The 25,884-nt window shown below is 67.6% G+C and carries 21 protein-coding genes, 1 tRNA gene and 1 pseudogene; 11 read left to right on the plus strand and 12 right to left on the minus strand.

Annotation, left to right across the window (positions count from 1 at the left end; translation table 11 throughout):
• Positions 1-53: 53 nt before the first annotated feature.
• Positions 54-2,558 (minus strand): penicillin-binding protein 1A, encoded by a 2,505-nt coding sequence (locus P73_RS14625; RefSeq protein WP_043870136.1) that lies wholly within the window; start codon positions 2,556-2,558, stop codon positions 54-56.
• Positions 2,559-2,803: 245 nt separating this feature from the next.
• On the opposite strand from P73_RS14625, the gene P73_RS14630 reads away from it, so the two are divergent.
• A complete protein-coding gene (locus P73_RS14630; protein ID WP_338032836.1) occupies positions 2,804-3,400 on the plus strand; it encodes a class I SAM-dependent methyltransferase in 597 nt (198 codons plus the stop codon).
• 44 nt (positions 3,401-3,444) lie between these two features.
• Here P73_RS14630 and P73_RS14635 read toward each other — a convergent pair whose 3' ends face one another.
• Positions 3,445-4,677 (minus strand): N-acetylmuramoyl-L-alanine amidase, encoded by a 1,233-nt coding sequence (locus P73_RS14635; RefSeq protein ID WP_052453303.1) that lies wholly within the window; start codon positions 4,675-4,677, stop codon positions 3,445-3,447.
• A gap of 75 nt (positions 4,678-4,752) precedes the next feature.
• Positions 4,753-5,898, minus strand: coding sequence for a pyridoxal phosphate-dependent aminotransferase (locus tag P73_RS14640; protein ID WP_043870138.1), 1,146 nt, complete (start codon positions 5,896-5,898; stop codon positions 4,753-4,755).
• Positions 5,899-6,070: 172 nt separating this feature from the next.
• On the opposite strand from P73_RS14640, the gene P73_RS14645 reads away from it, so the two are divergent.
• Positions 6,071-6,829 (plus strand): DsbA family protein, encoded by a 759-nt coding sequence (locus P73_RS14645; protein WP_043870139.1) that lies wholly within the window; start codon positions 6,071-6,073, stop codon positions 6,827-6,829.
• Positions 6,830-6,929: 100 nt separating this feature from the next.
• Here P73_RS14645 and ispG read toward each other — a convergent pair whose 3' ends face one another.
• The 4 genes and pseudogenes from ispG to hemA form a co-directional block, all read right to left on the minus strand.
• On the minus strand, positions 6,930-8,057 hold the full coding sequence (ispG, locus tag P73_RS14650; protein ID WP_043870140.1) for a flavodoxin-dependent (E)-4-hydroxy-3-methylbut-2-enyl-diphosphate synthase: 1,128 nt from the start codon (positions 8,055-8,057) through the stop codon (positions 6,930-6,932).
• A 176-nt stretch (positions 8,058-8,233) separates the two neighbouring features.
• A complete protein-coding gene (locus P73_RS14655; RefSeq protein WP_420836138.1) occupies positions 8,234-9,148 on the minus strand; it encodes a DUF4115 domain-containing protein in 915 nt (304 codons plus the stop codon).
• A gap of 111 nt (positions 9,149-9,259) precedes the next feature.
• Positions 9,260-9,463, minus strand: a pseudogene (locus P73_RS26775) (helix-turn-helix domain-containing protein); the annotation flags it as partial.
• A 115-nt stretch (positions 9,464-9,578) separates the two neighbouring features.
• The gene (hemA, locus tag P73_RS14660) at positions 9,579-10,808 is read right to left on the minus strand and encodes a 5-aminolevulinate synthase (protein WP_043870142.1); all 1,230 of its coding nucleotides are present in this window, start codon (positions 10,806-10,808) and stop codon (positions 9,579-9,581) included.
• Positions 10,809-11,057: 249 nt separating this feature from the next.
• Here hemA and P73_RS14665 point away from each other — a divergent pair, with 249 nt between their 5' ends.
• Positions 11,058-12,443 (plus strand): dipeptidase, encoded by a 1,386-nt coding sequence (locus P73_RS14665; RefSeq protein WP_043870143.1) that lies wholly within the window; start codon positions 11,058-11,060, stop codon positions 12,441-12,443.
• A gap of 65 nt (positions 12,444-12,508) precedes the next feature.
• Here the strand turns inward: P73_RS14665 and P73_RS14670 are convergent, their stop codons facing one another.
• The 5 genes from P73_RS14670 to tgt form a co-directional block, all read right to left on the minus strand.
• Complete coding sequence (locus tag P73_RS14670) at positions 12,509-13,432, minus strand: PLP-dependent cysteine synthase family protein (protein ID WP_043870144.1); 924 nt, start codon at positions 13,430-13,432, stop codon at positions 12,509-12,511.
• Between the two features lie 200 nt (positions 13,433-13,632).
• Positions 13,633-13,707, minus strand: a tRNA-Val gene (locus tag P73_RS14675).
• Between the two features lie 60 nt (positions 13,708-13,767).
• Complete coding sequence (locus tag P73_RS24475; RefSeq protein ID WP_052453304.1) at positions 13,768-14,286, minus strand: HU family DNA-binding protein; 519 nt, start codon at positions 14,284-14,286, stop codon at positions 13,768-13,770.
• A 260-nt stretch (positions 14,287-14,546) separates the two neighbouring features.
• Positions 14,547-16,955: an endopeptidase La gene (gene lon / locus P73_RS14685; RefSeq protein WP_043870145.1), complete on the minus strand. Its 2,409-nt coding sequence runs from the start codon at positions 16,953-16,955 to the stop codon at positions 14,547-14,549.
• A gap of 329 nt (positions 16,956-17,284) precedes the next feature.
• Complete coding sequence (gene tgt / locus P73_RS14690) at positions 17,285-18,415, minus strand: tRNA guanosine(34) transglycosylase Tgt (RefSeq protein WP_043870146.1); 1,131 nt, start codon at positions 18,413-18,415, stop codon at positions 17,285-17,287.
• Between the two features lie 143 nt (positions 18,416-18,558).
• Between tgt and P73_RS14695 the strand changes: the two genes are divergently transcribed.
• The 8 genes from P73_RS14695 to P73_RS14730 all read left to right on the plus strand — a co-directional run bounded on the left by P73_RS14695 (position 18,559) and on the right by P73_RS14730 (position 25,881).
• Positions 18,559-19,461 (plus strand): diacylglycerol/lipid kinase family protein, encoded by a 903-nt coding sequence (locus tag P73_RS14695; protein ID WP_052453305.1) that lies wholly within the window; start codon positions 18,559-18,561, stop codon positions 19,459-19,461.
• A gap of 1 nt (position 19,462) precedes the next feature.
• Positions 19,463-20,296, plus strand: a complete 834-nt coding sequence (locus tag P73_RS14700; protein ID WP_052453306.1) for a metallophosphoesterase family protein — start codon at positions 19,463-19,465, stop codon at positions 20,294-20,296.
• A gap of 195 nt (positions 20,297-20,491) precedes the next feature.
• Positions 20,492-21,907 carry a 30S ribosomal protein S6--L-glutamate ligase gene (gene rimK, locus P73_RS14705; RefSeq protein ID WP_043870148.1) on the plus strand — a complete coding sequence of 472 codons (1,416 nt, stop codon included), beginning with the start codon at positions 20,492-20,494 and terminating at the stop codon, positions 21,905-21,907.
• Between the two features lie 102 nt (positions 21,908-22,009).
• The gene (locus P73_RS14710; protein ID WP_043870149.1) at positions 22,010-23,518 is read left to right on the plus strand and encodes a pyruvate kinase; all 1,509 of its coding nucleotides are present in this window, start codon (positions 22,010-22,012) and stop codon (positions 23,516-23,518) included.
• Between the two features lie 59 nt (positions 23,519-23,577).
• The gene (locus tag P73_RS14715) at positions 23,578-23,952 is read left to right on the plus strand and encodes an SUF system Fe-S cluster assembly protein (RefSeq protein ID WP_043870150.1); all 375 of its coding nucleotides are present in this window, start codon (positions 23,578-23,580) and stop codon (positions 23,950-23,952) included.
• A 188-nt stretch (positions 23,953-24,140) separates the two neighbouring features.
• Entirely contained in the window at positions 24,141-24,779 is a 639-nt protein-coding gene (locus P73_RS14720; protein WP_052453308.1) for a hypothetical protein, read from the plus strand.
• Positions 24,779-25,498: a DUF3307 domain-containing protein gene (locus P73_RS14725; protein WP_043870151.1), complete on the plus strand. Its 720-nt coding sequence runs from the start codon at positions 24,779-24,781 to the stop codon at positions 25,496-25,498. The genes P73_RS14720 and P73_RS14725 overlap by 1 nt, the downstream gene beginning before the upstream one ends.
• A 23-nt stretch (positions 25,499-25,521) precedes the next feature.
• Positions 25,522-25,881, plus strand: a complete 360-nt coding sequence (locus tag P73_RS14730; protein ID WP_043870152.1) for a HesB/IscA family protein — start codon at positions 25,522-25,524, stop codon at positions 25,879-25,881.
• Positions 25,882-25,884: the final 3 nt, after the last annotated feature.

A 25,884-nucleotide genomic window follows, 5' to 3' on the forward strand; every position in this document is an offset into this window, starting at 1 on the left:
ACAGCGCGGCGGGCGGGACCCGCTGCCCGCCGCGGCACCGGTCCCATGCCGCCTCAGTAGAGCCCGCCCGAAGACAGCGAGTTGATATTGGCCTTCTCCGGCACGGTGATGGTGCGTCCCGAACTCGTCTGCACCTCGCGCGTCCCGGTCCCGTCGCCCTCGTAGATGAGCGGGAGATCCGCCCCCATGGCAAAGCCGCCATCGTAGGTCAGGCCGAAGATCGGCTCCTCGCCGTCGCGGAAATATTCCGCCACCACGTTCGGCCCCGAGGCGCTGTCGGGCAGGCGCGCGCCGGTGAAGCGGTCGATCTTGATGAAATGGCCGCCCGGCGGGACCTTGAACTTGCCGCCGCCGTATTTCTTCACCGCCTCCTGCATGAACTCGTTAAACACCGGGCCGCAATATCCGCCGCCCGAGGCGCCGGGCATCGCGCGCGGCGTGTCGTAGCCGATATAGCAGCCTGCGACGATATTCGACGTGAAGCCGATGAACCAGGCGTCCTTGCCGTCGTTCGTCGTCCCGGTCTTGCCCGCCACCGGCACCGGCAGGTCCACACGCCCCGCCGCCGTACCGCGCTGCACCACGCCCTGCATCATCGAGGTGAGCTGATAGGCGGTGATCGCATTGATCATGCGCTCGCGGTTGGACACGATGGTCGGCGCCCGGCCCGGCGCGAGATTGGCGGTCTCGCATTCGGAACAGACCCGCTGGTCGTGCTTGTAGATCGTCCGCCCCCAGCGGTCCTGAACCCGGTCGACGAGCGTCGGCTCGACCCGCTCGCCGCCATTGGCGAACATCGCATAGGCCGACACCATCTTGAACACGGTCGTCTCCTCCGCCCCGAGCGCGGAGGCGAGGTACTGGCCCATGTGATCGTAGACGCCGAAGCGTTCGGCATAGCGCGCCACCGTGTCCATGCCGACCTCCTGGGCGAGGCGGATGGTCATCAGGTTGCGCGACTGTTCGATCCCGGTCCGAAGCGGCGTCGGGCCGTAATAGCGGTTCGAGGCGTTCTTCGGCCGCCAGACGCCCTGCGGCGTGTTCACCTCGATCGGGGCGTCGACGATGATCGTCGCGGGGGTGAAGCCGCTGTCGAGCGCCGCCGCATAGACGAAGGGCTTGAACGAGGAACCGGGCTGGCGCGTCGCCTGGGTGGCGCGGTTGAACACCGAATGCTGGTAGGAAAAGCCCCCCTGCATCGCGACGACGCGGCCAGTGTTGACGTCCATCGCGACGAAGGCGCCCTCGATCTGCGGCACCTGCCGCAGGCTCCAGCGGATGAGGTCGCCCTGCCCGTCGTCGCCGGAGGTCATGCGCCGGAGATGCACGACATCGCCGCGCGCGAAATTCTCCGCGAAGGAGCCGCGCATCCACTGGATGTCCTCGCGCGGGACCGAAACCTCGCCCACGCCATCCTCGACCATGACGGTCATCGCGCCGTCGCCGATCTGGTCCACCGCCCCGACATACCACCTGCCGTCGAGCGTGATGTCGCGTGCCACGCGCACGGCGGCGAGCGCCCCCTCCCATTTGCCCTCGTCGAGCGCGGCCGGCTCGATCGCCTCGCCCGTACCGCGCCAGCGCCCCGCGCCGCGGTCGAGCTGTTCGAGCCGGCGTTGCAGCGCATGGGCCGCGTTGGTCTGCATCTGCGGGTCGATGGTCGCGCGGATCGACAGGCCGCCCTCGAAGAATTCCTCCTCGCCGAAATCCTTCGACAGCTGGCGGCGGATCTCGTCGGTGAAATAGTCGCGCGGCGGCAGGGTCTCGCGATAGCTCGAATAATCGCCGGTCTGCACCGTGCGGATCGGTTCGAGCCGCGCCGCCTCGTACTCAGCCTGCGCCAGATAGCCGTTCTCGTACATTTCCCGCAGCACGTAGTTGCGCCGTTCGAGCGCGGCGTCGTAATTCTTCGCCGGGTTGTAGGAATAGGGCGCCTTCGGATGGATCGCGAGGAAGGCGGCCTCTTCGGGGGCGAGCTCCGAGAGCGTCTTGTTGAAATAGCTCTGCGCCGCCGCCGTCACCCCGAAGGAGCGCACACCGAGGTCGATCTCGTTGAGGTAGAGCCCGAGGATCTGGTCCTTCGTCAGCGTCTGTTCCAGCCGGTGCGCGAGGATCAGCTCCTTGATCTTGCGCTCTGCCGAACGGTCGGAGGACAGAAGGAAGTTCTTCATCACCTGCTGGGTGATGGTCGAGGCGCCGCGCAGCGGACCGCCCCGTGCCGCCTGCATCGCGGCCGCTGCCATGCCGCGCAGGTCATAGCCCCTGTGGTGGTAGAAATTCTTGTCCTCGGCGGAGATGAAGGCATGCTTCACGAGATCGGGGATCTCCTCGGGCGGGGTGTAGAGACGGCGCTCGCGGGCGAATTCGTCGATGATCCTGCCCTCGCCGCTGTAGATGCGCGAGATCGTCGGCGGCTGGTACTGTGCCAGCGCCTCGTGGTTGGGCAGGTCGCGGCCGTACATCCAGAAGATGCCGCCGATGACCAGCGCGAGCAGGAAGAGCCCGGTGGTGATCCATGAAAAGATCGTCCCGAAAAAGGAGAGGATGAAGCGAAGCACGCGAGAGGGCCCTTCCAGAAATCGTTTCCGCCGGACCCTGTGAAGGCGCGGATCCGGCATGAAGATCGGGCGCGCTGACTCGCAGGTCCGCGCGCATTTGGTCCTTCCTTATACAGCGCCGGACGCCGGGTCAAAACATCCCCTGCGCAAATGTGAGCAGAAAGGCGCCTTCCGTGAGCCCGCCCCTGCACCTGCCTCTTGCGGCGGCGCGTGGCGCGGCTTAACTGCCGGCCATGAGACCCGACATGATCCTCCCGACCTATGAGCGCCAGGCCGAGTTCTTCGATCGCGCCCGCTCCAAATCCCTGTTCGAGCGGCGCTGGCTCGACCGGCTCCTGGCGCATGCCCCGCAAGAGGGCGGCCGCCGCCGCGTGCTCGATCTCGGCTGCGGGTCGGGCCGGCCGATGGCGCAATATCTTTCCGACCGCCGCTGTGCCGTGACGGGCGTGGACGGCGCCGCGGCGATGATCGCGCTGTTCAGCGCGAACCTGCCGCGCGCGCGCGCGATCCACGCCGACATGCGCGGCCTCGATCTCGGGGAGGAATTCGACGCGGTGATCGCCTGGGACAGTTTCTTCCACCTCTCGCGCGACGACCAGCGCGCGATGTTCCCGGTCTTCGCCCGCCACCTCGCGCCGGGCGGCGCGCTGCTGTTCACCTCCGGGCCCGAGGACAGCGAGGTCATCGGGGATGTCGGCGGGGAGCCGCTCTATCACGCCTCCCTCGCGCCGGAGGAATACCGCAGCCTGCTCGAGGCCGCCGGGATGGAAGTGCTGCGCTACGCGCCCGAGGATCCCGATTGCGACATGCACACGGTCTGGCTCGCCCGGAAGGCGGGGTGAGCGCCGGCCTGTGACGCGGTCGGGTGGGCCGTCCGCGCCGAGCCTCACTTCCTGAGCCGGTCGCGTGCCGCCAGTTCCGCCTGTTCCCATTCCAGGAGCGCGTCGCGGATCGCCCACGCGGCCCTGGCCCGCCAGGCCGTGTCCATGAGCTTGGCGCGGTCCCTGGGCGAGGAGAGGAACCCGAGTTCCAGCAGCACGGACGGCATGTCGGGCGCCTTCAGCACGGAGAAACCCGCCTCGAGACGCGGGCGCTTGTGCATTCCCACGCCGGCCTCGAGATGTTTCACCAGAATGTCGGCAAACCGGTCGGTGCGCGGCGAGGTCTCGGTGCGCGCCATATCCATGAGCACGGTCGCGATCTCGTCATCCGTCCCCGAAAGATCCACTCCCGCCAGAAGATCGGCGCGATCGTGGCGCTCGGCGAGTTTCTGGGAGGCGACGTCGGAGGCGCGCTCGGCGAGCGTGTAGACCGTCGCCCCTTCCGCCCGGCCCTCGGCGATGGCGTCGGCATGGAGCGACAGGAGGACATCCGCCCCCGCCTCCCGCGCCAGCGTCACGCGCGTCTCGAGCGGGACGAACACATCCTCCTCGCGGGTCAGCGTGACCTCGAAATGCCCCGCGCGGATCAGCACGTCGCGCAGATCGCGCGCGAAGGCGAGCATGAGGTCCGCCTCCTTCAGCCCGTCGCGCTCGGCCCCCGGATCGATGCCGCCATGGCCGGGATCGAGCACCACCCGGATCGGCCCGTCTCCGAGGCGTCGGTGCGGCGCCGGCCGGGATTTCTCCTCCGGCGCGCGGCGGACGAGCCGCGCATCGGGCGGCGTGCCGGCGCCGAGGGCGAATTCGTCCGGGGCGACCGGGTCGAGGTCGAGCGACAGCACCGCGCCCTTCTCGTCGCGCGCCATCTGCGCATGCACGAGCCCATATGGCCCGTCGAGATCCAGAACCATGCGCGACCAGCCGGGGGTGAAGCCCCCGACCCTCAGCCCCGTCACCGCCTCCGACGTGTCGAAGGCCGCGGTGTCGAAGCCGGTCCAGTCCACCTCCGAGAAATCGACGACGATGCGGCGCGGCGCGTCGAGGGAGAAGATGCGGAACGGCACCGGCTGGCTCAGGCGCAGGCTCATTGCGATGCTGTCGCCCTGATCGACGAGGGCGGAGGCGGCACTGTCGGCCTGCGCGAGTGCGGTGAGATCCTGCGCGCCCGCGGGCAGGAGACTGCGCACGGTCGCGGCGAGGGCCAGACAGAGGGCGGCAAAGGTGGTTCTGAACTGCATTCGGGGTCCCTTTCGGCCTCTGACAGCGGCCGTTCGCGCGCGACCATAGCCGCGCCCGCGCGCCTTGAACAGATCTCAGCGCCGCCGGTCGCGCATGAATGCCGCGAGCCGCCGCACGCCCTCGCGCATGTCCTCCGTCGAGCGCGCATAGGAAAAGCGCAGCGTCTGATGCCCGCGCACCGGATCGAAATCGAGCCCCGGCGTGACCGCCACCCCCGCCGTCGCGAGGATCTCGTCGCAGAACGCCTTGCTGTCCGTGGTCAGCCCGGAGACATCGGCATAGATGTAGAAGGCCCCGTCGGGCGGCGCGATCCTGTCGAAGCCGATCTTCGGCAATTCCTCGAGCAGGATGCGCCGGTTCTCGGCATAGACCGAGAGATGCCCCTCGCATTCGCTCCGGTCCGACAGCGCGCCCAGGGCCGCGATCTGCGCGGCATGGGGCGGGCAGATGAAGAAATTCTGCGCGATCCGCTCGATCACCCGCACATGGTCCTCGGGCACCACCATCCAGCCGATGCGCCAGCCGGTCATGGAGAAGAATTTCGAGAACGAATTGATGACATAGACCTCGTCGGAAATCTCGAGCGCGCTCACCGCGCGGCCCTCGTACTGGATGCCGTGATAGATCTCGTCGGAAATGAAGGAGATGCCCTTTGCATGGCAGGTCGAGATCAGGGCGGAGAGATGTGCATGGTCGAGCATCGTGCCGGAGGGATTGCCGGGGCTCGCGACGATCAGCCCGTCGAGCCCGTCGGGAATGTCCCCCGGCACGGGTTGCAGCCGGTTCTCCATCGCGGTCGGAAGGCCCACGGGCGCCATTCCCATCGCCGTCAGGATCTGGCGATAGGAGGGATAGCCGGGATCGCCCATGCCGACCTTCGCGCCGGTGTCAAAAAGCGCGGTGAAGGCCAGCAGGAAGGCGCCCGAAGAGCCGGGCGTGATCACGATCCGGCGCCAGTCGGGCGCGACGCCGTACCAGTCGCGGTAAAGCTCCGCAATCGCGCGGCGCAGCTCCGGCAGGCCGAGGGCGACGGTATAGCCGAGCGGCCCCTCGGCCATGGCCGCGGCGAGGCGGTCGCGCGCGGCCTGCGGCGCACCGGTCGCGGGCTGGCCCACCTCCATATGGATCACCTCGCGCCCCGCCTCCTCGGCCGCGCGCGCGGCCTCCATCACATCCATCACGATGAACGGGTCGACATGGCTGCGGCGGGAGGTCTTCATGGGCGTGGTCCTCTGGAACTGCGGGTCCTCCGTGGGATGCCAGCCGCGCGGGGAAATTGCAATCCGGCGCAGCACCGGCACCGGCCGCGACGGCGGGTCACGCAACTGTAGGGTGGCAGGCTCGCGAGGATGTGATAGAGCCTGACGGACCGCAGTTCACCGGAGTGACCCCATGCCCTTCGCCCGCCGCCTGTTCGCCGCCGCCCTCCTGACCGCCGCCCTGCCCCTCGGCGCCTCCGCCTTCGACATCGCGGAGATGACCGGGGCCGAGCGGGAGGCCTTCCGTGCCGAGATCCGCGCCTATCTGCTCGAGAACCCGGAAGTGCTGATGGAAGCGGTCGACGTCTACCAGCAGCGCCAGGCCGAGGCGCAGGTCGCCAATGTGGCAGAGCTGATCGCGGCGCTGTCCGACGAGATCTTCAACGCGCCCGAGGATGCGGTCTACGGCAATCCCGAGGGCGACGTGGTGATGGTCGAATTCATGGATTACCGCTGCGGCTACTGTAAGAAGGCTTTCCCGGAGGTGAAGGACCTGCTCGCACGCGATGGGGAGATCAAGCTGATCGTAAAGGAATTCCCGATCCTCGGCGAGGCCTCCGTGCTCGCCTCCCGCTTCGCCGTGGCGGTGAAGCTCGTGGCGGGGGATGAGGCGTACAAGACCTTCCACGACGCGCTGATGGTGGCGCGCGGCGATATTTCCGAGCAGATGCTGCGCCGGCTGGCCGAGGATCAGGGGCTCGACGCCGAGGCGGTGGTGGCGGAGATGGACAGCGAGGCGGTGGACGCCCTGCTCGCGCGCAATCACGAGCTGGCGCAGGCGCTCCAGATTTCCGGCACGCCCACCTTCGTCATGGGCGACCAGATGGTGCGCGGCTATGTGCCCTATGACGCGATGGCAGAGATCGTGGCGGAGCTGCGCGAGGCGGGGTGATCCCGCTGGCCGCCCCGGACACGTCCCCGGACAAAAGAGAAAACCCCGCCGGGCGGCGGGGTTTTGTTCGAGTATTTTCGGCAGCAAAAAGCCGGGGCGCTCACTCCGCCGCCTCGGTCCGTTGCGCGGCCTCGATCTCCGCGGCCTTCCTTTCGACCTGTTCGACGATGTGGTCGATCATCCGGGCGTTGTCCATGCGGTGACTTTGCTTGCCGCCGAGATAGACCATGCCGTTGCCCGCCCCGCCGCCGGTCCAGCCGACATCGGTCATCAGTGCCTCCCCCGGCCCGTTCACCACGCAGCCGATGATCGACAGGCTCATCGGCGTCTTGATATGTTCGAGGCGGCGTTCGAGTTCCTCGACCGTCCTGATCACGTCGAAGCCCTGGCGCGCGCAGGAGGGGCAGGAAATGATGTTGACGCCGCGATGGCGCAGGCCGAGGCTCTTGAGGATCTCGTAGCCGACCTTCACCTCCTCGACCGGGTCGGCGGAAAGGCTCACGCGCAGCGTGTCGCCGATGCCCATCCACAGGAGCTGGCCGAGGCCGATGGCGGATTTGATCGTGCCCGACATGAGTCCGCCCGCCTCGGTGATGCCGAGATGGATCGGCGCGTCGGTCGCCTCCGCGAGCGCCTGGTAGGCGGCGGCGGCGAGGAAGACGTCCGAGGCCTTCACCGAGATCTTGAAATTGTGGAAATCGTTGTCCTCGAGGATCCGGATGTGATCGAGGCCGCTTTCGACCATCGCCTCGGGACAGGGTTCACCGTATTTCTCGAGCAGGTGCCGTTCGAGCGAGCCCGCATTCACCCCGATCCGGATCGAGCAATTGTGATCCTTCGCGGCGCGGATCACCTCCTTCACCCGTTTCTCGTCGCCGATATTGCCGGGATTGATCCGAAGGCAGGCCGCGCCCGCCTCCGCGGCCTCGATGGCGCGCTTGTAATGGAAATGGATGTCCGCGACGATCGGCACCGGGCTCTCTGCACAGATCTCCCGGAGCGCCTTTGTCGAGGCTTCGTCCGGGGCGGAGACGCGCACGATATCGGCCCCCGCCTCGGCCGCCCGGATCACCTGGTCGAGCGTCGCAGGCACGTCATGGGTCAGCGTGTTGGTCATCGTCTGCACCGAGATCGGCGCGTCGCCTCCGACCGGCACGGATCCCACCCAGATCTTGCGGCTCACGCGCCGGTCGATATTGCGCCAGGGACGGACGGGATTGTGGGACATGGGGCCTCTCTCGGGATGGCGAAGTCATCGCCCCCTAGATAAGGCGCATGGGCACGGGGGGCAAGGAGACAGGGGGGACCGAGGCAGGGGACATTCGGGTGGATGGACGGCATCGGGCACACCTGGCCCCGCGGGGTGGTCACCGGCGGCCGGCAGCGGGACGTCCCGCCGCGGGGTCATTCGGTGTTCTGCGCGACCTGGAAGGCCTCCGCGACCTGGGTGTTGCTGGCGAGATCGACGCTTTCGAACGTGTCGGAGACCGAGGCGACCGACAGGGCGACATTCTTCACGACCGAGCCCGAGGCACCGATCGGGCCGAAGGCCTGGCCGTTGACGTTGAAATAGACGCCGCCCGCATTGCCCGTGCGCAGGACCGGCGGCTCCTCCATCGCGGGAACGACGTAGCGTTCGCCTGCGTCGAGGATCTTCTCGAACAGCACGGATCCGTCCGCCGCCTGCACGCGCACCCAGGAGGGCAGCACGGCGACGAGCGCAAGCTGCGGCGCCTCGACTTCGACGACCTGGATGCCGTCCTCCTCCGTCGCACCCGCGGCCAGCGCCGCCATGTCGAGCGACATGGCGTTGAGGCGGTTCTCCATCGACAGGCCAGCCGCATCGGCGACCAGGCTGCGGTTCTGGTCGGCCAGCGCCCCGACGGAGCGGGGATCGAGCGTCGCGATCGGTCCGTCACGCGGCACGAGGACCGGCACGTCGAGCGCCTGCGGGCGATAGAGCCGGTCGAGCGCCTCCGGCGTCGGGGTGGCGAGATCGACACCCTGTTCGAGCGCAGCCACCTCCCTCTCCGTCCCGCCGACCGGCATCACTTCGGAGATCACGCCGGGCGCCTGTTCGACGGGGGCGAGCTGGACCTTCTGGATTTCCTGGAGCACCGACCAGCCGCCATAGCCGATCACGCCGAGAAGGGCGATGAGCACGGCGGTGGAGCCGAGCGCGCCGGGTTCGATCCGGGACATGAACCCCTGACCGCGCGGCACGAAAGTGGCATTCGGATCGGCAAAGGGATCCTTGTGCTGCGGCAGTGTCGCGCCGGTCCGGGCCGCCTGACGGCGGGTGGAGGCCTGCGGGGACATGCCATGGACCACCGAAAAGCCGCTTTCGTCGCAGAAGCGCGAAAAGGCCCAGTCGGGGTCGAGACCGAGATAGCGCGCATAGGAGCGCACATAGCCGGCGATGAAGCCCTGGGTTTCGAAGACGGTCGGATCGGCATTCTCGATCGCGGCGATATAGGTCGCCTTGATCTTCAGCTCGCGCTGCACGTCGAGAAGGGATTTTCCGAGTGTCGCTCGCTCGCCGCGCATGACGTCACCGAGCCGAAGCTCGTAGTCGTCAAACCCGCGAGGTTGCTCTTCAACCTCGGCGGCTGGTTTGCTCCACCGACCGATCATGCAAACTGCCCCAATCTGAAACTGTCCCCAGAATATCCCTTTTTTGACGATTCGTCTTACAGGATTGATAATGTGTTAGCACAGCCTCAGATCGGTCGCACAGAAGTTATCAGGATCAGCCCGCCAATTCGGCACGATTCAGCGCACAATGGCTCCAGAGCGCATCGAGCGCCTTGATGAGCGCATCCATCTCCTTCGGCCCGTGCACCGGAGAGGGCGTGAAGCGCAGGCGTTCCGTGCCGCGGGGAACGGTCGGATAGTTCACCGGCTGCACGTAGATCCCGTAATGTTCGAGCAGCATGTCGGACATCAGCTTCGTATGTTTCGGATCGCCCACGATCAGCGGCACGATATGCGAGCCGTTGTCGGTGATCGGCAGGCCGAGGCCCTTGAGCCGGGTCTTGAGGATCTTTGCCTGGGTCTGATGCGCCTTGCGCAGCTCGACACCGCCCTCGCCCTTCAGGAAGGCGATGGAGGCCGCCGCGCCTGCGGCGACCGCCGGCGGGATCGAGGTGGTGAAGATGAAGCCCGGCGCATAGGAGCGCACGGCATCGCACATCTTGGCCGAGGCGGCGATATAGCCGCCGAACACGCCGAAGGCCTTGCCCAGCGTGCCGTTGATGATGTCGACCCGGTCCATCAGCCCGTCGCGCTCGGCCACGCCGCCGCCATGGGCCCCGTACATGCCGACCGCGTGGACCTCGTCGAGATAGGTCAGCGCGTTGAATTCGTCGGCCAGATCGCAGATCTCGCGGATCGGCCCGAAGTCGCCGTCCATCGAATAGACGGATTCGAAGGCGATGAGCTTCGGCGCCGCGGGATCGTCGGCGGCAAGCAGCTCGCGCAGATGGGCGAGATCGTTGTGGCGGAAGATCCGCTTCGCTCCGCCGTTGCGGCGGATCCCCTCGATCATCGAGGCGTGGTTGAGCTCGTCGGAATAGATGATGAGGCCCGGAAACAGGAGCGGCAGGGTCGAGAGCGTCGCGTCATTGGCGATATAGGCGGAGGAAAAGACGAGCGCGGCTTCCTTGCCGTGGAGATCGGCGAGTTCGGCCTCGAGACGCTTGTGATAGACGGTGGTGCCGGAGATGTTGCGCGTGCCGCCCGAGCCTGCACCGGTCGCATCCACCGCTTCCTTCATCGCCGCGAGCACGTCGGGGTGCTGTCCCATGCCGAGATAGTCGTTCCCGCACCACACGGTCACGGGCCGCTCGGCGCCGTCGGGCCGCATCCAGGTCGCGTGCGGGAATTGCCCGCGCTTGCGTTCGATGTCGATGAAGGTGCGATAGCGCCCCTCGTCGTGCAGCCGCTGGATTGCCTCGTCAAGCTTCGCCGTATAGTCCACTGGTCGTCCTTTCGCGCGTCTCGGGTCTGCCTGTTCTACAGGCGTTCTACGAAAAATGCCAATCATATTCATGTTTCGCAGGGTGTCGCCTTTGCAGACCGGCCATTCCCCTTTCGGGTAACGCCTTGATAGGCTCAACTTCTCCCCTCCGACATGACCTATGTCAAGTTGCGGTCCCCCTCTGGACACCGGCAATCGCTCGCGTAAGCTGCGGCAAAATATCCCGTGCCCCATCGGAGGTTTCCTATAATGAACACACGTCTCGATCCGGTCCTGTCGCGCATTGACGGAGATCTCGACGCCGCCCTCGCCCGGCTGATGGAATTCCTTCGCATTCCCTCGATCTCCACGGACCCCGCCTACCGGGAGGACTGCACCCGCGCCGCCGAATGGCTCTGTGCCGACCTGCGCTCCCTCGGCGCGGAGGCGGAGCTCTGCCCGACTCCCGGTCACCCGATGGTGATGGGCCGGATCGGCTCCGGCGCCCCGCATCTGCTGTTCTACGGCCATTACGACGTGCAGCCGGTCGATCCGCTCGATCTGTGGGACCACGATCCCTTTGCCCCCGTGCTCGAGGACCGTCCGGCAGGCACGGTGATCCGCGGGCGCGGCGCCTCCGACGACAAAGGGCAGCTCATGACCTTTGTCGAGGCCTGCCGCGCCTGGATCGCGGAACATGGCACCCTGCCCTGCACCATCACCTTCTTCTTCGAGGGGGAGGAGGAAAGCGGCTCCCCCTCCCTCATCCCGTTCATGGAGGCCAATCGCGACCGGCTCTCCGCAGACCTCGCGCTGATCTGCGACACGACCATGGTTTCCCCGGGCGTGCCCTCGATCTCCTCGCAGCTGCGCGGCATGCTCAAGGACGAGTTCACCCTCTCCGGCCCGTCGATGGACCTGCATTCCGGCCATTACGGCGGCCCGGCGCTCAACCCGCTGCGCGAGATCGCGAAGCTCATCGCCTCCTTCCACGACGAGACCGGCCGCGTGACGGTCGAGGGGTTCTATGAGGGTGTGCATGAGGTGCCCGCCGACCAGCTTGCGCAATGGCAGAGCTGCGGCTTCGACGAGGCGGACTATCTCGCCCATGCCGGCATGACCGTTTCGCACGGCGAACAGGGCTATTCCACGCTCGAACAGCAATGGGCCCGCCCGACGCTCGAGATCAACGGGCTCTGGGGCGGCTATCAGGGGCCGGGCACGAAGACGGTGATTCCCGCAGAGGCGCATTGCAAGATCACCTGCCGCCTCGTCGGCGATCAGGATCCCGACAAGATCCGCGCGGCGCTGCGCGCCCATGTCGAGGCGCGGCTGCCGGTGGATGCGAAGGTGACCTGGGATCTCCATCTCGACGGCTCCCCGGCGGCGGTGATGAACACCGCCCGCCCGGAATTCGAGGCGGCGCGCCAGGCGCTGAGCGACGAATGGAACCGCGAGGCGGTCTTCGCGGGGATGGGCGGCTCGATCCCGATCGCGGGCTATTTCACCACCATCCTCGGCCTCGACTCGATGCTCGTGGGCTATGCCGACGACGACGACCGGATCCACAGCCCGAACGAGAAATACGGGCTTACCAACTACCACAAGGGCATCCGCAGCTGGGCGCGCATCCTCGACGCCGTGTCGAAGGGCTGAGCCGCGGGCGCGCCGGGTGCCGGACGGGGCGCCGTTCCTCGGCTGGCATGTCGGAGCCACCGCGCTCAATACTTGAGACCCGTGTCGCACAGCACGGTCGCGACGGTGGCGTCCGCGCGCAGCCGGCCGGATGCCAGAAGCTTCGCCGCCGCGCAGACATTGGCCGCGGCGGAATAGCCGACATAGAGCCCTTCCCGGACCGCGAGCCGATGGTGCCAATGCGCCACCTCCGCATCCGTGACCTCGAGGCTCAGATCCATCAGCGCGGCGTCCCAATGCGGCGGAACCAGACCGTAGCCGACGCCCTGCACGATATGCCGCGCCTTGGTGACTGGTTTTCCCGCAAGCGGCGCGCTGCCCTGCGGCTCCACGGCGGCACAGAGCGTCGCGGGGGCCGCGGCCTTGAGCGCGCGGGCCACACCCATGAAGGTACAGCCCGTGCCGACCGACGCGACCCAGCCATCCACCGGGCCGCCAAGCTGTTCGAGGATCTCGCGGCCGGTGCCGGTCTCATGCGCGGTGATGCCCTCCGCCGCGTTGAACTGGTCGACATAGAATCCGCCCTCGTCGCGGGCGATCCGGGCGGCGGCATCGGCGGCGGCGGCCACATCCGCGCCGGTGACCTGCCCCGGCGAGCCATCCACCTGCCCGACGAGAACGACCCGTGCCCCCAGCCCCTCCATCATCCGGGCGCGCGCGGGGCTGTTTCCGGCCGACATCGTGGCGATGAAGGGATGCCCGAGCGACGCGCAGACCACGGCGAGACCGGCGCCCATGTTGCCGCTGGTCATTTCGACCACCGGCATTCCCGGCGTCAGCCGGCCGTCCTGACGTGCCGCCAAAAGGATCGCCTTCGCCGCGCGGTCCTTCACGCTGCCGCCGGGGTGCAGGAACTCCGCCTTGGCGACGATCCGGCCCGGCCCGTCATGGATCCGGTCCAGCGCGACGAGTGGCGTGCACCCGATGAGGTCGAGGGGCGTGGCAATCATGAAGGGAGTCCCGTGGTGTCTTCGGCTTTCGAGGCTAAGGCCGTTGGCGCGGCCTCGCAACAGAAGTTCACCGCGTAATTAAGTCAATATCAAAGCATTATACGCGAGCCGGAGGCGCGGGCGACCGATCTGTCGGGGGAAGATCTTTTCCGGGGGTCTCCTTCCGAACGGACGTTCGCGTCCCTCTTTCGGAAAGGAAATGGTGGGTGATAAGAGATTCGAACTCCTGACATCTTCGATGTGAACGAAGCGCTCTACCACTGAGCTAATCACCCGCCGTGGCGCGGTGTTTAGCCTCTGCCCCGCGACGATGCAAGAGGCCAAATCGAGATTTTTCAGCTTTCGGCGGCGTCCTCCGCATCGTCCGTCCCGGCCGTCCCGGAGGCCGCTGCCTCCGCGGTTTCCAGCATGCCCTTGGGGCGGCGGAGCTTGGTGACGATGATATGGGCGCCGCTGCTCTCGCGCTGGTTCTTGATCGACAGCTTGCCAAGCGGCGGCAGGTCGAGTTTCTGGCCGCTCTGCAACGCCTCGCCCAGCAGGGCGAGCGTCGCCTCCATCGCCTTTTTCGCGTCACCGCGTTTCACGCCGGAGGCTTCGGCCACCTTCGCGATCATCTCTTTCTTCTTCATCACGACAGTCGCTTTGGGCGCTTCGACCGGGGCGGCGGGCGTGCTGTCCGGCAGGGTGATCTTCGGCGCGGGTTTGACCCCTGCGGCGGCAGGCGCGGCGGCTTTCGCCGGGCCCGTGCGCTCCCCCGTCTCGGGCGTGGCGGCGATGTCGGCCGGACCCGCCTCCGTCGCGGTCTTGCCCTGCGTGGTCGTCCGGGTGCGGGTCGAGGTCTTCCGGGTTGCCATCTCTTCCCCTTTTCGCTCTCTGCCTTGTTTCGCCTGCCCAGACCCTAGCGCCCACCGGGGCGCGGGTGCAAATGCGAATCGTGGCCATGGGGAGAAGAAGGCGCCCACGCCCCGGCTCGCCTGGCGCGCGACTCCCGGAGCGACGGGAAAAGCGGCAATGCCCGTCCCGCGGCCGGACGGAAAGCCGCACATGAAAAACAAAAACGCGCGCGAGAGACCTCGCGCGCGTTCATGAGCATCAGCGGTGAAGATCCACCGGATCAGTGCGCCGTCGCCCCGGCGTTGTCGCCGCCCTGTGCCGACAGGCGGGCGAGGCGTGCGGCCTCTTCGGCCTCCTCGTCCCACTCGATCGGCTCCGGCTGACGCACGAGCGCGTGCTTGAGCACCTCGGAGACGTGGCTGACGGGGATGATCTCCAGCCCCTCCTTCACGTTGTCCGGGATGTCCGCGAGGTCTTTGACATTCTCCTCGGGGATCAGCACCGTCTTGATCCCGCCGCGCAACGCCGCGAGAAGCTTCTCCTTCAGCCCGCCGATGGCGGTGGCATTGCCGCGCAGGCTCACCTCGCCCGTCATCGCGATGTCCTTGCGCACCGGAATGCGCGTGAGCACCGAGACGATGGTCGTCACCATGGCCAGACCGGCAGAGGGACCGTCCTTCGGCGTCGCCCCGTCAGGGACGTGGACGTGGATGTCCATCGTGTCGAACTGCGGCGGCTTGATCCCGATCTGCGGCGCGATGGAGCGCACGTAGCTCGAGGCTGCGTCGATCGACTCCTTCATCACGTCGCCGAGCTTGCCGGTCGTCTTCATCCGCCCCTTGCCGGGCAGTTTCAACGCCTCGATCTGCAAGAGATCGCCGCCGACGGAGGTATAGGCGAGGCCGGTCACGACCCCGATCTGGTCCTCCTTCTCGGCCAGGCCGTAGCGGAACTTCCTCACCCCGAGGAAGGTCTCGAGAGTGTCGGGCGTCACCTCGACCCTCTCGACCTCCTTCTTGATGATCTGCGTCACCGCCTTCCGCGCGATCTTCGCCAGTTCGCGCTCGAGGTTCCGCACCCCCGCCTCGCGGGTGTAGTAGCGGATGACATCGGTGACGGCCGCATCGGTGATCGAGAATTCCCTGGCCTTCAGACCGTGGTTGCGGATCTGTTTCGGGATCAGGTGCTGTTTCGCGATCTCGGCCTTCTCGTCCTCGGTATAGCCCGAGAGCGGGATGATCTCCATCCGGTCGAGCAGCGGCCCCGGCATGTTGTAGCTGTTCGAGGTCGTCAGGAACATCACGTTCGACAGGTCGTATTCCACTTCGAGATAGTGGTCCACGAAGGTCGAGTTCTGTTCCGGATCGAGCACTTCGAGCATCGCCGCAGCCGGGTCGCCACGGAAGTCCTGGCCCATCTTGTCGATCTCGTCGAGCAGGATGAGCGGGTTCGTGGTCTTCGCCTTCTTCAGCGCCTGGATGATCTTGCCCGGCATGGAGCCGATATAGGTCCGGCGGTGGCCGCGGATCTCGCTCTCGTCACGCACGCCGCCCAGCGAGATGCGGATGAATTCGCGTCCCGTGGCCTTCGCGACGGACTTGCCGAGCGAGGTCTTGCCGACGCCCGGAGGGCCGACGAGGCAGAGGATCGGGCCGCGCAGCTTCTGGCTACGCTGCTGCACCGCGAGATATTCGACGATGCGCTCCTTCACCTTCTCGAGGCCGTAGTGGTCCTTGTCGAGAATGTCCTCGGCACGGGTCAGGTCCTTCTTGACGCGCGATTTCACGCCCCAGGGGATCGACAGCATCCAGTCGAGATAGTTGCGCACGACGGTCGCTTCCGCCGACATCGGAGACATCGACTTGAGCTTCTTCAACTCGGCCTCGGCCTTTTCGCGCGCCTCCTTGGAAAGCTTCGTGGCCGCGATCCGCTCTTCGAGCTCGGCGATCTCGTTCGCGCCCTCCTCGCCGTCGCCCAGCTCCTTCTGAATGGCCTTCATCTGCTCGTTCAGATAGTATTCGCGCTGGGTGCGCTCCATCTGCGACTTGACGCGGGTCTTGATCTTCTTCTCGACCTGGAGCACGGACATCTCGCCCTGCATCAGGCCATAGACCGTCTCGAGCCGCTCGTCGACGCGCAGGGTTTCGAGAAGCTGCTGCTTCTGCTCCACCTCGACGCCGAGATGGCCGGCGACCACATCCGCGAGCTTCGCGGGCTCGCGCGTCTCCATGACGGCGGCGAGCGCCTCCTCGGGCACGTTCTTCTTGACCTTGGCGTAATGCTCGAACTCCTCGCGCACGGAACGCAGGAGCGCGGCCACGGCGGCCGGATCGCCCTCGCTCTCCTCGAGCGGTTCGATCTGCGCCTCAAAGAAGGCGTCGTTCTGGACGAAGCCGGTGAGCTTCACCCGCTTTTCACCCTCGACGAGCACCTTCACCGTGCCGTCGGGCAGCTTGAGAAGCTGGAGCACGTTGGCGAGAACGCCCACGCGGTAGATCCCGTCCGTATCCGGCTCGTCGACCGAAGGGTCGCGTTGCGCGGCGAGAAGGATCTGCTTGTCCTGCGCCATCACCTCTTCGAGCGCGTTCACGGATCTTTCGCGCCCCACGAACAGCGGCACCACCATATGCGGGAAAACCACGATGTCGCGGAGCGGCAGAACGGGATATGTCTGGAGTTGCTCGTGCATGTTCTTTCCTTATCCTGGCAAAAGGGCCGGATCCCGCCTCGCGGCAATCTTGCGCCCTTTCCTGTCTTCGCCTCTACATCTGGGGGGCCGCCCCGACATATTCAACCAAGCCAGCCTCACGTATTGGCGATTACTTTGCCCGTCGCGGCGCAGGCCCGCAAGGGCGGAGTTGCCGCGCCTGCGCATCTCCGCCACCCGCCCGGCCGGTCTCGCGCGCCTGCCGCCGGCCGCCTCCGGCACAACCGCCTGAGACCACGGCAGAAACGCCGCGGCGCGGCGCGATTCAGAGCGGCGCGCGCGGATCCCGCCGCATGACGGCCCGGCGCGGTTCAGAGCGGCTCGATATCGCCCGCCGCGCGCGTCCCGTGGAATCCGGCTTCCCATCCGGCGAAGGTGCCCGCCGCGATGGCCGCGCGCATCTCCGCCATGATCTGCTGGAAATAATGGAGGTTGTGCCAGGTCAGGAGCATGCCGGAGATCATCTCCCCCGCGCGGAAGACGTGATGCAGATAGGCCCTCGAATAGTGGCTGCACGCCGGACAGGTGCAGGCTTCGTCGAGCGGGCGCGGATCATCGGCATGGCGCGCGTTCTTGATGTTCACCTGCCCGCGCCGGGTCCAGGCCTGCCCGGTCCGTCCCGAGCGCGAGGGCAGCACGCAATCCATCATGTCGACGCCGCGCTTCACCGCGCCGACGATATCGTCCGGCTTGCCCACGCCCATCAGGTAGCGCGGCTTGTCGTGGGGCAGCATGCCGGGCGCGAAATCGAGGGCGGAAAACATCGCCTCCTGCCCCTCGCCCACGGCCAGACCGCCGATGGCATAGCCGTCGAAGCCGATCTCTTTCAAGGCCGCGGCGCTCTCCTCGCGGAAATCGCGTTCCAGCCCGCCCTGCTGGATCCCGAACAGCGCATGTCCCGGACGGTCGCCGAAGGCCTCGCGCGACCGTTCCGCCCAGCGCATCGACAGGCGCATCGACTGCGCGATCCGGTCGCGGTCCGCGGGCAGCGCGGGGCATTCGTCGAAACACATCACGATGTCGGAGCCGAGAAGCCGCTGGATCTCCATCGAGCGTTCCGGCGACAGGAAATGCTTCGAGCCGTCCACATGCGACCGGAAGGTGACGCCCTCCTCCGTGAGCTTGCGCAGGTCGCTGAGGCTCATCACCTGGAACCCGCCGCTGTCGGTGAGGATGGGACGGTCCCAGTTCATGAACCGGTGCAGCCCGCCCAGCCGGTCGATCCGCTCGGCGGTGGGGCGCAGCATCAGGTGGTATGTGTTGCCCAGCAGGATATCGGCCCCGGTGGCGCGCACGCTTTCGGGCATCATCGCCTTCACCGTCGCGGCGGTGCCCACGGGCATGAAGGCCGGCGTGCGGATTTCGCCGCGCGGGGTGGAGATCGCACCGGTGCGGGCGTGACCGTCTGTGGCATGGAGGGAAAAGGAGAATCGCTGGGTCATGCGCGTCGGAATAGCGCCAAAGCGGCGCGGGAGCCAGTCTCGCCGCCGCCGCCGGCCCGCGCCGCGCTGAACTTTCCGCACCGCTCGGGCGTTGTCGCCCTGCCCGCGCCCCGCGGGTGGCCGAGCAGAGCAGAGAGGACAGGATGATCTCCATCGTCGCCAACGAGAAATCCGGCACCAACGCCCGCGATGCCGAGGCGCTCGAGCGCGCCTGTGCGGAGATCGGCGGGAACTGCCGCGTGCTCTACTGGGACACGGATGCCGATCTCGGCGCGCTGATCGATGCGGAGATCGCGCAGGGCGCGACGACCATCGTCGCGGCGGGCGGCGACGGGACGGTGATGGCGGTGGCCGGCGCGATGCTGGGCAAGGAGGCCGCCATGGGCGTGCTGCCGCTCGGCACGTTCAACTTCTTCGCCCGCGGGCTCGGCCTGTCGGAAGTGCCCGAGGAAGCCGCCCGGCAGATCGTGGAGGGGGTCGCCCATGACATCGCCGTGGGCACGGTGAACGGAAAGGTCTTTCTCAACAACACCTCGCTCGGCGTCTACCCGGCGATCCTGAAGAGCCGCGAGGACATCTATGCCCGCTGGGGACGCCGCCGGATCGTCGCGCATTGGTCGGTCGTCAAGACGATCCTGCGCTTCCAGCGCCCCATGCGCCTCACCATCACCGCCGACGGCACGCCGCAGAAGGTCAAGACGCCGCTCGTCTTCGTCGCGCGCTCGGCCTATCAGCTCGGGTTTTTCGGGCTCGACGGGGCGGAGGCGATCTCTGCCGACGGGTTCGCGGTCTTCATCATCCACGCCGCCTCCCGTGCGGCGCTGCTGCGCCTCGCCTTCCAGTTGGCCACCCGCCAGATGCCCCGGCGCGAGGACTTCACCCTGATCGAGGCGAAGGAGGTGCAGATCCGCGCCGCGCGACCGCGCGTCCTCGTGGCCTTCGACGGGGAAAAGGCACATATGGCGAGCCCGGTGGAGTTCCACATGGCTCCCGAGCGGCTGAGGATCCTGTTGCCGCAGGTCGCGGCCGCGCGGGAGGCGGTCTGAGATGAGCCGCATCGTCCACCTGTCCGACCTGCATTTCGGCCGCGACGATCCGGCGCTCGAAACCCCGCTCATCGAGACGATCCATGCCCTCGCGCCGACGCTTATCGTGATCTCCGGCGATTTCACCCAGCGGGCGCGGCGCGGCCAGTTCGAGCGCGCCCGCACCTTTCTCGGCCGGCTCTCCCCGCCGGTGCTCGCCGTGCCCGGCAATCACGACACGCCGCTCGACAATCTCTTCGTGCGCTTCCTGCGCCCCTTCTCGCGCTACCGCCACGCCGTCGGACGGGTGCTCGAACCGCGGTTCGAGACGGACGACCTGCATGTCATCGGCATCAACACCGTCAACCCCTATGCCTGGCAGAGCGGACGGATCTCGGAGAGGAAGCTGACGCAGGTCTCCGAAGCCTTTGCCGAGGACGACGACCGGGTGAATGTCGCGGTGCTCCACCACCCGCTCGAACAGCCCCCGACCCTCGACAAGCCGAAGACGCGCGGCGCGAAGGCGGCGCTCACCGCGCTTTCGGCCTGCGGCACCGATCTCGTGCTCTCCGGCCACCTGCACACCGCCGTCTCCGCCCCCTTCGCCGCGGTGCCGGGGCTTCTGTTCGTACAGGCGGGAACGGCGCTCTCCACCCGCCTGCGCGGAGAGCAGAACACCTTCAACCAGATCGACATCACCGGAGAGGCGCAGATGTCGGTCACGCTCTGGAGCACGGAGGACGGCCGGCCCGGCTTCCACCCCCGCGCGCATCAGAGGTTCGCCCGCGATCCCGCCGGCTGGATGCCCGTCGACCCGCTCCCGGAGGTGCCGGACGTCCTGACCACCGCCCATTGACCGGCCCGGCGGCATGGCCCGGTCTCCCGCCGGCCGACCGGCGACGACGCACCGGCCGTGCGCGTTGCGCGTGCCCTCACGGCATCGTCACAAAAGCCTCACAGCCCCTTGCCATAAGGCGCGGGACATGACATTGGGCGCATTCGGCCGGAGCGGCGATCCGCCCGGCCTTTCCCCATGACGCGAGAGACGACAATGACAGACAAAGCCCCCTTCGCTTTGGGCTGGGAAGAATGGGCCGCCCTGCCCGAGCTTGGCCTGCCGGCCCTCAAGGTCAAGGTGGACACGGGCGCGCGGACCTCCGCGCTCCATGCCTTCGACATCGAGCCCTTCGGCAAGGCCGACGCGCCCAAGGTGCGCTTCAACATCCACCCGGTGCCGGGACGCGAGGACATCACGATTTCCTGCTCCGCCGATGTGGTGGACCGGCGCGAGGTGACCTCCTCGAACGGCGAGACCGAGCTGCGCTATGTCATCGCCTCCCGGATCGAGATGGGCGACCGGACCTGGCCCATCGAGATCACGCTGACGAACCGCATCAACATGGCCTACCGGATGCTGCTCGGGCGCCAGGCGATCGGGGAGGACATGATCGTGCAGCCCTCGGGGAGCTTCTTCCAGCCGAAGCTCGACGACGCCGTCTATTTCTCCACCGCCATCCGGGAGACCGGCCCCGCCCGCGCGCTGCGCATCGCGGTGCTGTCGCGCGAGCCCGACAACTACTCGACCCGGCGCCTCGTCGAGGAGGGCGAAGGGCGCGGCCATGTCGTCGAGGTGATCGACACCACGCGCTGCTACATGGCGATCAACGCCATGGCGCCGGAGATCTATTACGACGGCACCCGCCTGCCCCGCTACGACGCGGTGATCCCGCGGATCGGCGCCTCGGTGACCTCCTACGGCACCGCCGTGATCCGCCAGTTCGAGACCATCGGCACCTATTGCGTCAACGGCTCGGAAGGAATCGCGAAATCGCGCGACAAGCTGCGCGCCCATCAGGAACTCGCCCGCCACCGGATCGGCATGCCGACGACCGCCTTCGCCGCCTCGCCCAAGGATACGGACAACCTCATCGCGCTCGCCGGCCAGGCGCCGCTGATCGTCAAGCTGCTGGAAAGCACGCAGGGCCGCGGCGTGGTGCTCGCGGAGACGAAGAAGGCCGCACAATCGGTGATCTCCGCCTTTCGCGGGCTGAAGGCGAATTTCCTCGTTCAGCATTTCGTGAAGGAGGCGGCGGGCGTCGACATCCGCTGCGTCGTGATCGACGGCAAGGTGGTGGCGGCGATCAAGCGCTCCTCCTCGGGCGGCGACTTCCGCTCCAACCTGCATCTGGGCGGCACCGCCACCCCGGTGCGGATCTCGAAGGAGGAACGCGAGACGGCGGTGCGCTCGGCCAAGGCCTTCGGACTTCGCATGGCGGGCGTGGACCTCTTGCGTGCGGAGGACGGTCCAAAGGTGCTCGAGGTCAATTCCTCCCCCGGCTTCGAGGGGGCGGAAACGACGACCGGCAAGAACCTCGCGGGCGCGCTCTTCGACATGATCGAGAAGCGTGTGCGGCCGACGCCTGCGCGCAAGGGGCGGCGCATGGGGCAGGGCAAGGCGCGCGCATAGGCCGCGTCCGGCGCTCTCTTGCCGCTCCCGGCGCCCGGCGTCATGTTAACGTCACGAAGACGGGGGATGGATCGGACAGAGAGTCCAAGGGGGAGTGCACCCATGTCGAACCTGTCCTGCCCGCTGCCCGCCGATCCCGCCCGGCTGCTGGCGGAGTTGCGCGCGGAGCGGAGCCGGATCGCGGCGGAGGCCACGGCGATCCGGGACCAGTGGGAAGAGGCGGAGATGCGGGCGACCTTCCGGCCCTCGGCCCGGAACCTCGCGACCTATCTCGCCTTCCGCCATGCCGATCTCACCCGGCTCCAGCCCGACCTCGCCGCGCTGGGTCTCTCGAGCCTCGGGCGGGCCGAGCCGCATGTGTGCGCCTCGCTCGACGCGGTGGAGGCGGCGCTGGTGCGGCTGTCGGGCGGCACGTCCGATTTCCCCGCGCCCGAGCGCTTCACCCGCGGCCCCGCCCGCCTCGCCGCCCGGCGCGACACGGCCTTCGGCACCGGCGCGTCCGGGGCGCCGCGCTCGCGCATCCTCGTCACGCTGCCGGGCGAGGCGGCGACCGACCCCGATCTCATCCCCGCGCTGATCGCCGCCGGGGCCGATGCGATGCGGATCAACTGTGCCCATGACGGACCGGAGGCCTGGCAGGCAATGATCGCCCGCATTCGCGCGGCGCAGGCGGCGGCGGGGCGCTATATCCCGGTCCTGATGGACCTCGCCGGACCGAAGCTGCGCATCGCCGGCGTCTACGGACCCGACAAGCCGCGCCTGCGGCCGGGCGACCGGCTCGACATCCTCCCCGCCGCGCCCGACGCAACACCCGGTCATGTGGCGATCACCCTCAGCCACCCCGCCCTGCTCGACCGGCTCGCGCCCGGCATGGCGGTGTTTCTCGACGACGGGAAGATCGGCGCGGAGGTCGTGACCTGCGACGGCTCCGGCGCGACGCTGCGCGTGACGCGGGCGGCGGGCAAGAGCGGCAAGGGCGCGAAGGTCAAACCGGAGAAGGGCTTCAACCTGCCCGGCGTGGAGATCGACATCCCTGCCCTGACGGAGGCCGACCGGGCCGCGCTCGACCTGGTCGTGGGGCGTGCCGATCTGGTGGGCTTTTCCTTCGTCCAGACGCCCGAGGACATCCGCCTGCTGATCGCCGAAATCGACGCGCGCCTCGGCCCGGACGCGCATCGCCCCGGCCTCGTGCTGAAGATCGAGACGGCGCTCGCCCTGCGCAACCTGCCGCGCCTGATCGTGCAGGCCGGCGCGCTCACCGAAACCTCGGTGATGATCGCGCGCGGCGATCTCGCCGTCGAGATCGGGCTCGAACGCCTCTCCGAGATCCAGGAGGAAATCCTCTGGCTCTGCGAGGCCGCGCACACGCCCGTGGTCTGGGCCACGCAGGTGCTCGAGGCCCAGATGAAGGACGGTCTCGCCACCCGCGCGGAGACGACCGACGCGGCGATGGCGCAGCGCGCCGATTGCGTCATGCTCAACAAGGGGCCTTTCGCGGTGGAGACGATCCGCTTCCTGTCCCGCGTGCTCGGCCGGATGGACCGGCACATGTCCAAGAAATCCGCCCGCCTCGCGCCGTTGCGCTCCTGGCGCGGCGATCTGCGCCTGTGAAGCTCTGGACGCGCGCGCTCCCGTTTCCTATATGAACAGTCGGAATTAGGAGAACGCGCATGAGCGATGAGGCACACACGGGCGACGGCCCGGTCGAAGGCACCCCGCTGATCAAGCCGTCGAGCACCGGCCACCCGCTGCACGAAGCGGTGGTCGAGGCCTGCCGCACGGTCTACGACCCCGAGATCCCGGTGAACATCTACGATCTGGGGCTCGTCTACACGATCGAGATCAGCGACGACAACGCGGTGCGCGTGATCATGACGCTGACCGCGCCGGGCTGCCCGGTCGCGGGCGACATGCCCGGCTGGGTCGCCGACGCGATCGAGCCGCTGCCAGGGGTGAAACAGGTCGATGTGGATCTCACCTGGAACCCGCCCTGGGGCATGGAGATGATGTCGGACGAGGCCCGGCTCGAACTCGGCTTTATGTGATCGCACAAAGCCCCAAGACCCGCGTGGATCCCCGCGCGTGAGCGAACGGCCCTGCGGGGCCGTTTTTCTTTGGGAGGATCGCAACCCTTATGGGATGCAATTTATAAACGCAACCTTTATATGTTGCGACCTTTCTCTGCAACCTTACAAGGTTGCTTTTCCTTTTTGCAACCTGTACAGGTTGCATCATGACTCGCCCCGCCCATCCCCTCGCCGTGCTCACCGGCGATCTCGTCAATTCCACCGGCCTCGGCCCGGAAAAGGTGCAACGTGCCTTCGCCGCGCTCGAGGGCTGCGCCGAGACGCAGGCCGCCTGGATGGACGGGCAAAGCCTCCACTTCACCCGCCACCGCGGCGACGGCTGGCAGGTGGCCCTGGCCGAACCGAAATACGCCCTGCGCTCGGCGCTCGCGTTCCGCGCGGCCCTGCGGGCGCTGGGCGAGGAATACGACACCTATATCGGGAGCGCCCAGGGAGAGGTCGAGGGAGAGGTGGCGCCGGATCTGAACGAGGAGACCCGAGCGGTCTTTGCCCGGTCCGGTGCGGCCCTGGAGCACACGAAAGCGTCCGACGGCGACATCCGCATGTCGATGCCGGAGGACCGTCGCCTCGATGCGGTCTTCGCGCTCGCCGACCGCTATTGTGCCGGGTGGACGCCGGCCCAGGCGGGCGCGCTGCGTCCCATGCTCGTGCCGGCAAACGCGCCGTCCTACACGGACCTGGCGCGGTCCCTCGGCAAGTCGCGCCAGGCCGTGACCAAGTCCCTCGCCAGCGCGGGATACCACAATATCCGGATCGCCCTGACCTCGCTGGAGGAGGATGCGTGATGGCCGAAACCCTCGCCGCCCTCTTCCTCGGCCATGTCCTTGCCGACTATGTCTTCCAGACCCGCTGGATGGTGGAGGACAAGGCGCGCGCGGAGACCCTGTTCCTGCATGCCCTCGTCGTGCTCCTGACCGCCATGGCGACGACGGGCCAGCCCGCCTCCCCGCTCCTCTATGTCCTGGCGCTCGTCCATGTCGCCATCGACCTCGTGAAGGTGCGGCTCTTTTCCGACGATGTCCTGCCCCATGTCGCCGACCAGCTCGCCCATCTCGCAACGCTCGTCCTGATCGCCGCCGCCGCCCCCGACCTGTTCGCCACCGGCGCCTATGCCGGGGCGCCCGCCTGGGTCGCCCATGCGATGCTTTTCCTCGCGGGCGCGATCTACGCCACCCGCGCGGGCGGCTTCGCGGTCGGCAAGCTCATGACGGGATTCGGCGAGAATCCGATGACCGAGAGCCTCGAGAAGGGCGGCTTCTGGATCGGCCTGTTCGAACGGGCGCTGATCTACCTGCTGCTGCTCGGCGGCATGCCCGGCGGGATCGGCTTTCTCGTCGCGGCGAAATCCGTCCTGCGCTTCGAGGCGACGCAGGACGGGCGGATGGCCGAATGGGTGATCATCGGCACGCTCGCCTCCTTCGGCTGGGCGATTTCCGTGGCGCTCGCGGTGATGTTCCTGTCCGCACAGCTTCCCCCGCTTGGAATCACGCCGCTCACGCCCTAGATTGGGGGCAAAGGAGATCGCACATGTTCGGCATTCCCGGAAAACAGGCCGTGACCATGACGCCCGCCGCAGCGGCGCAGATCGCGAAGCTCATGGCGAAGGACGGGTCCAAGGGCCTGCGCATCGGCATCAAGAAGGGCGGCTGCGCGGGCATGGAATACACCATGGATTACGTGGCCGAGATCGACCCGATGGACGAGGTCGTGGAACAGGACGGCGCGCGGGTGATGATCGCGCCGATGGCGCAGATGTTCCTCTTCGGCACGGAAATCGACTATCAGGTTTCGCTGCTCGAGGCGGGCTTCAGGTTCCGCAACCCGAATGTCGTCGACGAATGCGGCTGCGGCGAGTCGATCAAGTTCGACGCCGCCCTGGGCAAATAGGCC

Source organism: Celeribacter indicus (assembly GCF_000819565.1).
GTDB lineage: Bacteria > Pseudomonadota > Alphaproteobacteria > Rhodobacterales > Rhodobacteraceae > Celeribacter > Celeribacter indicus.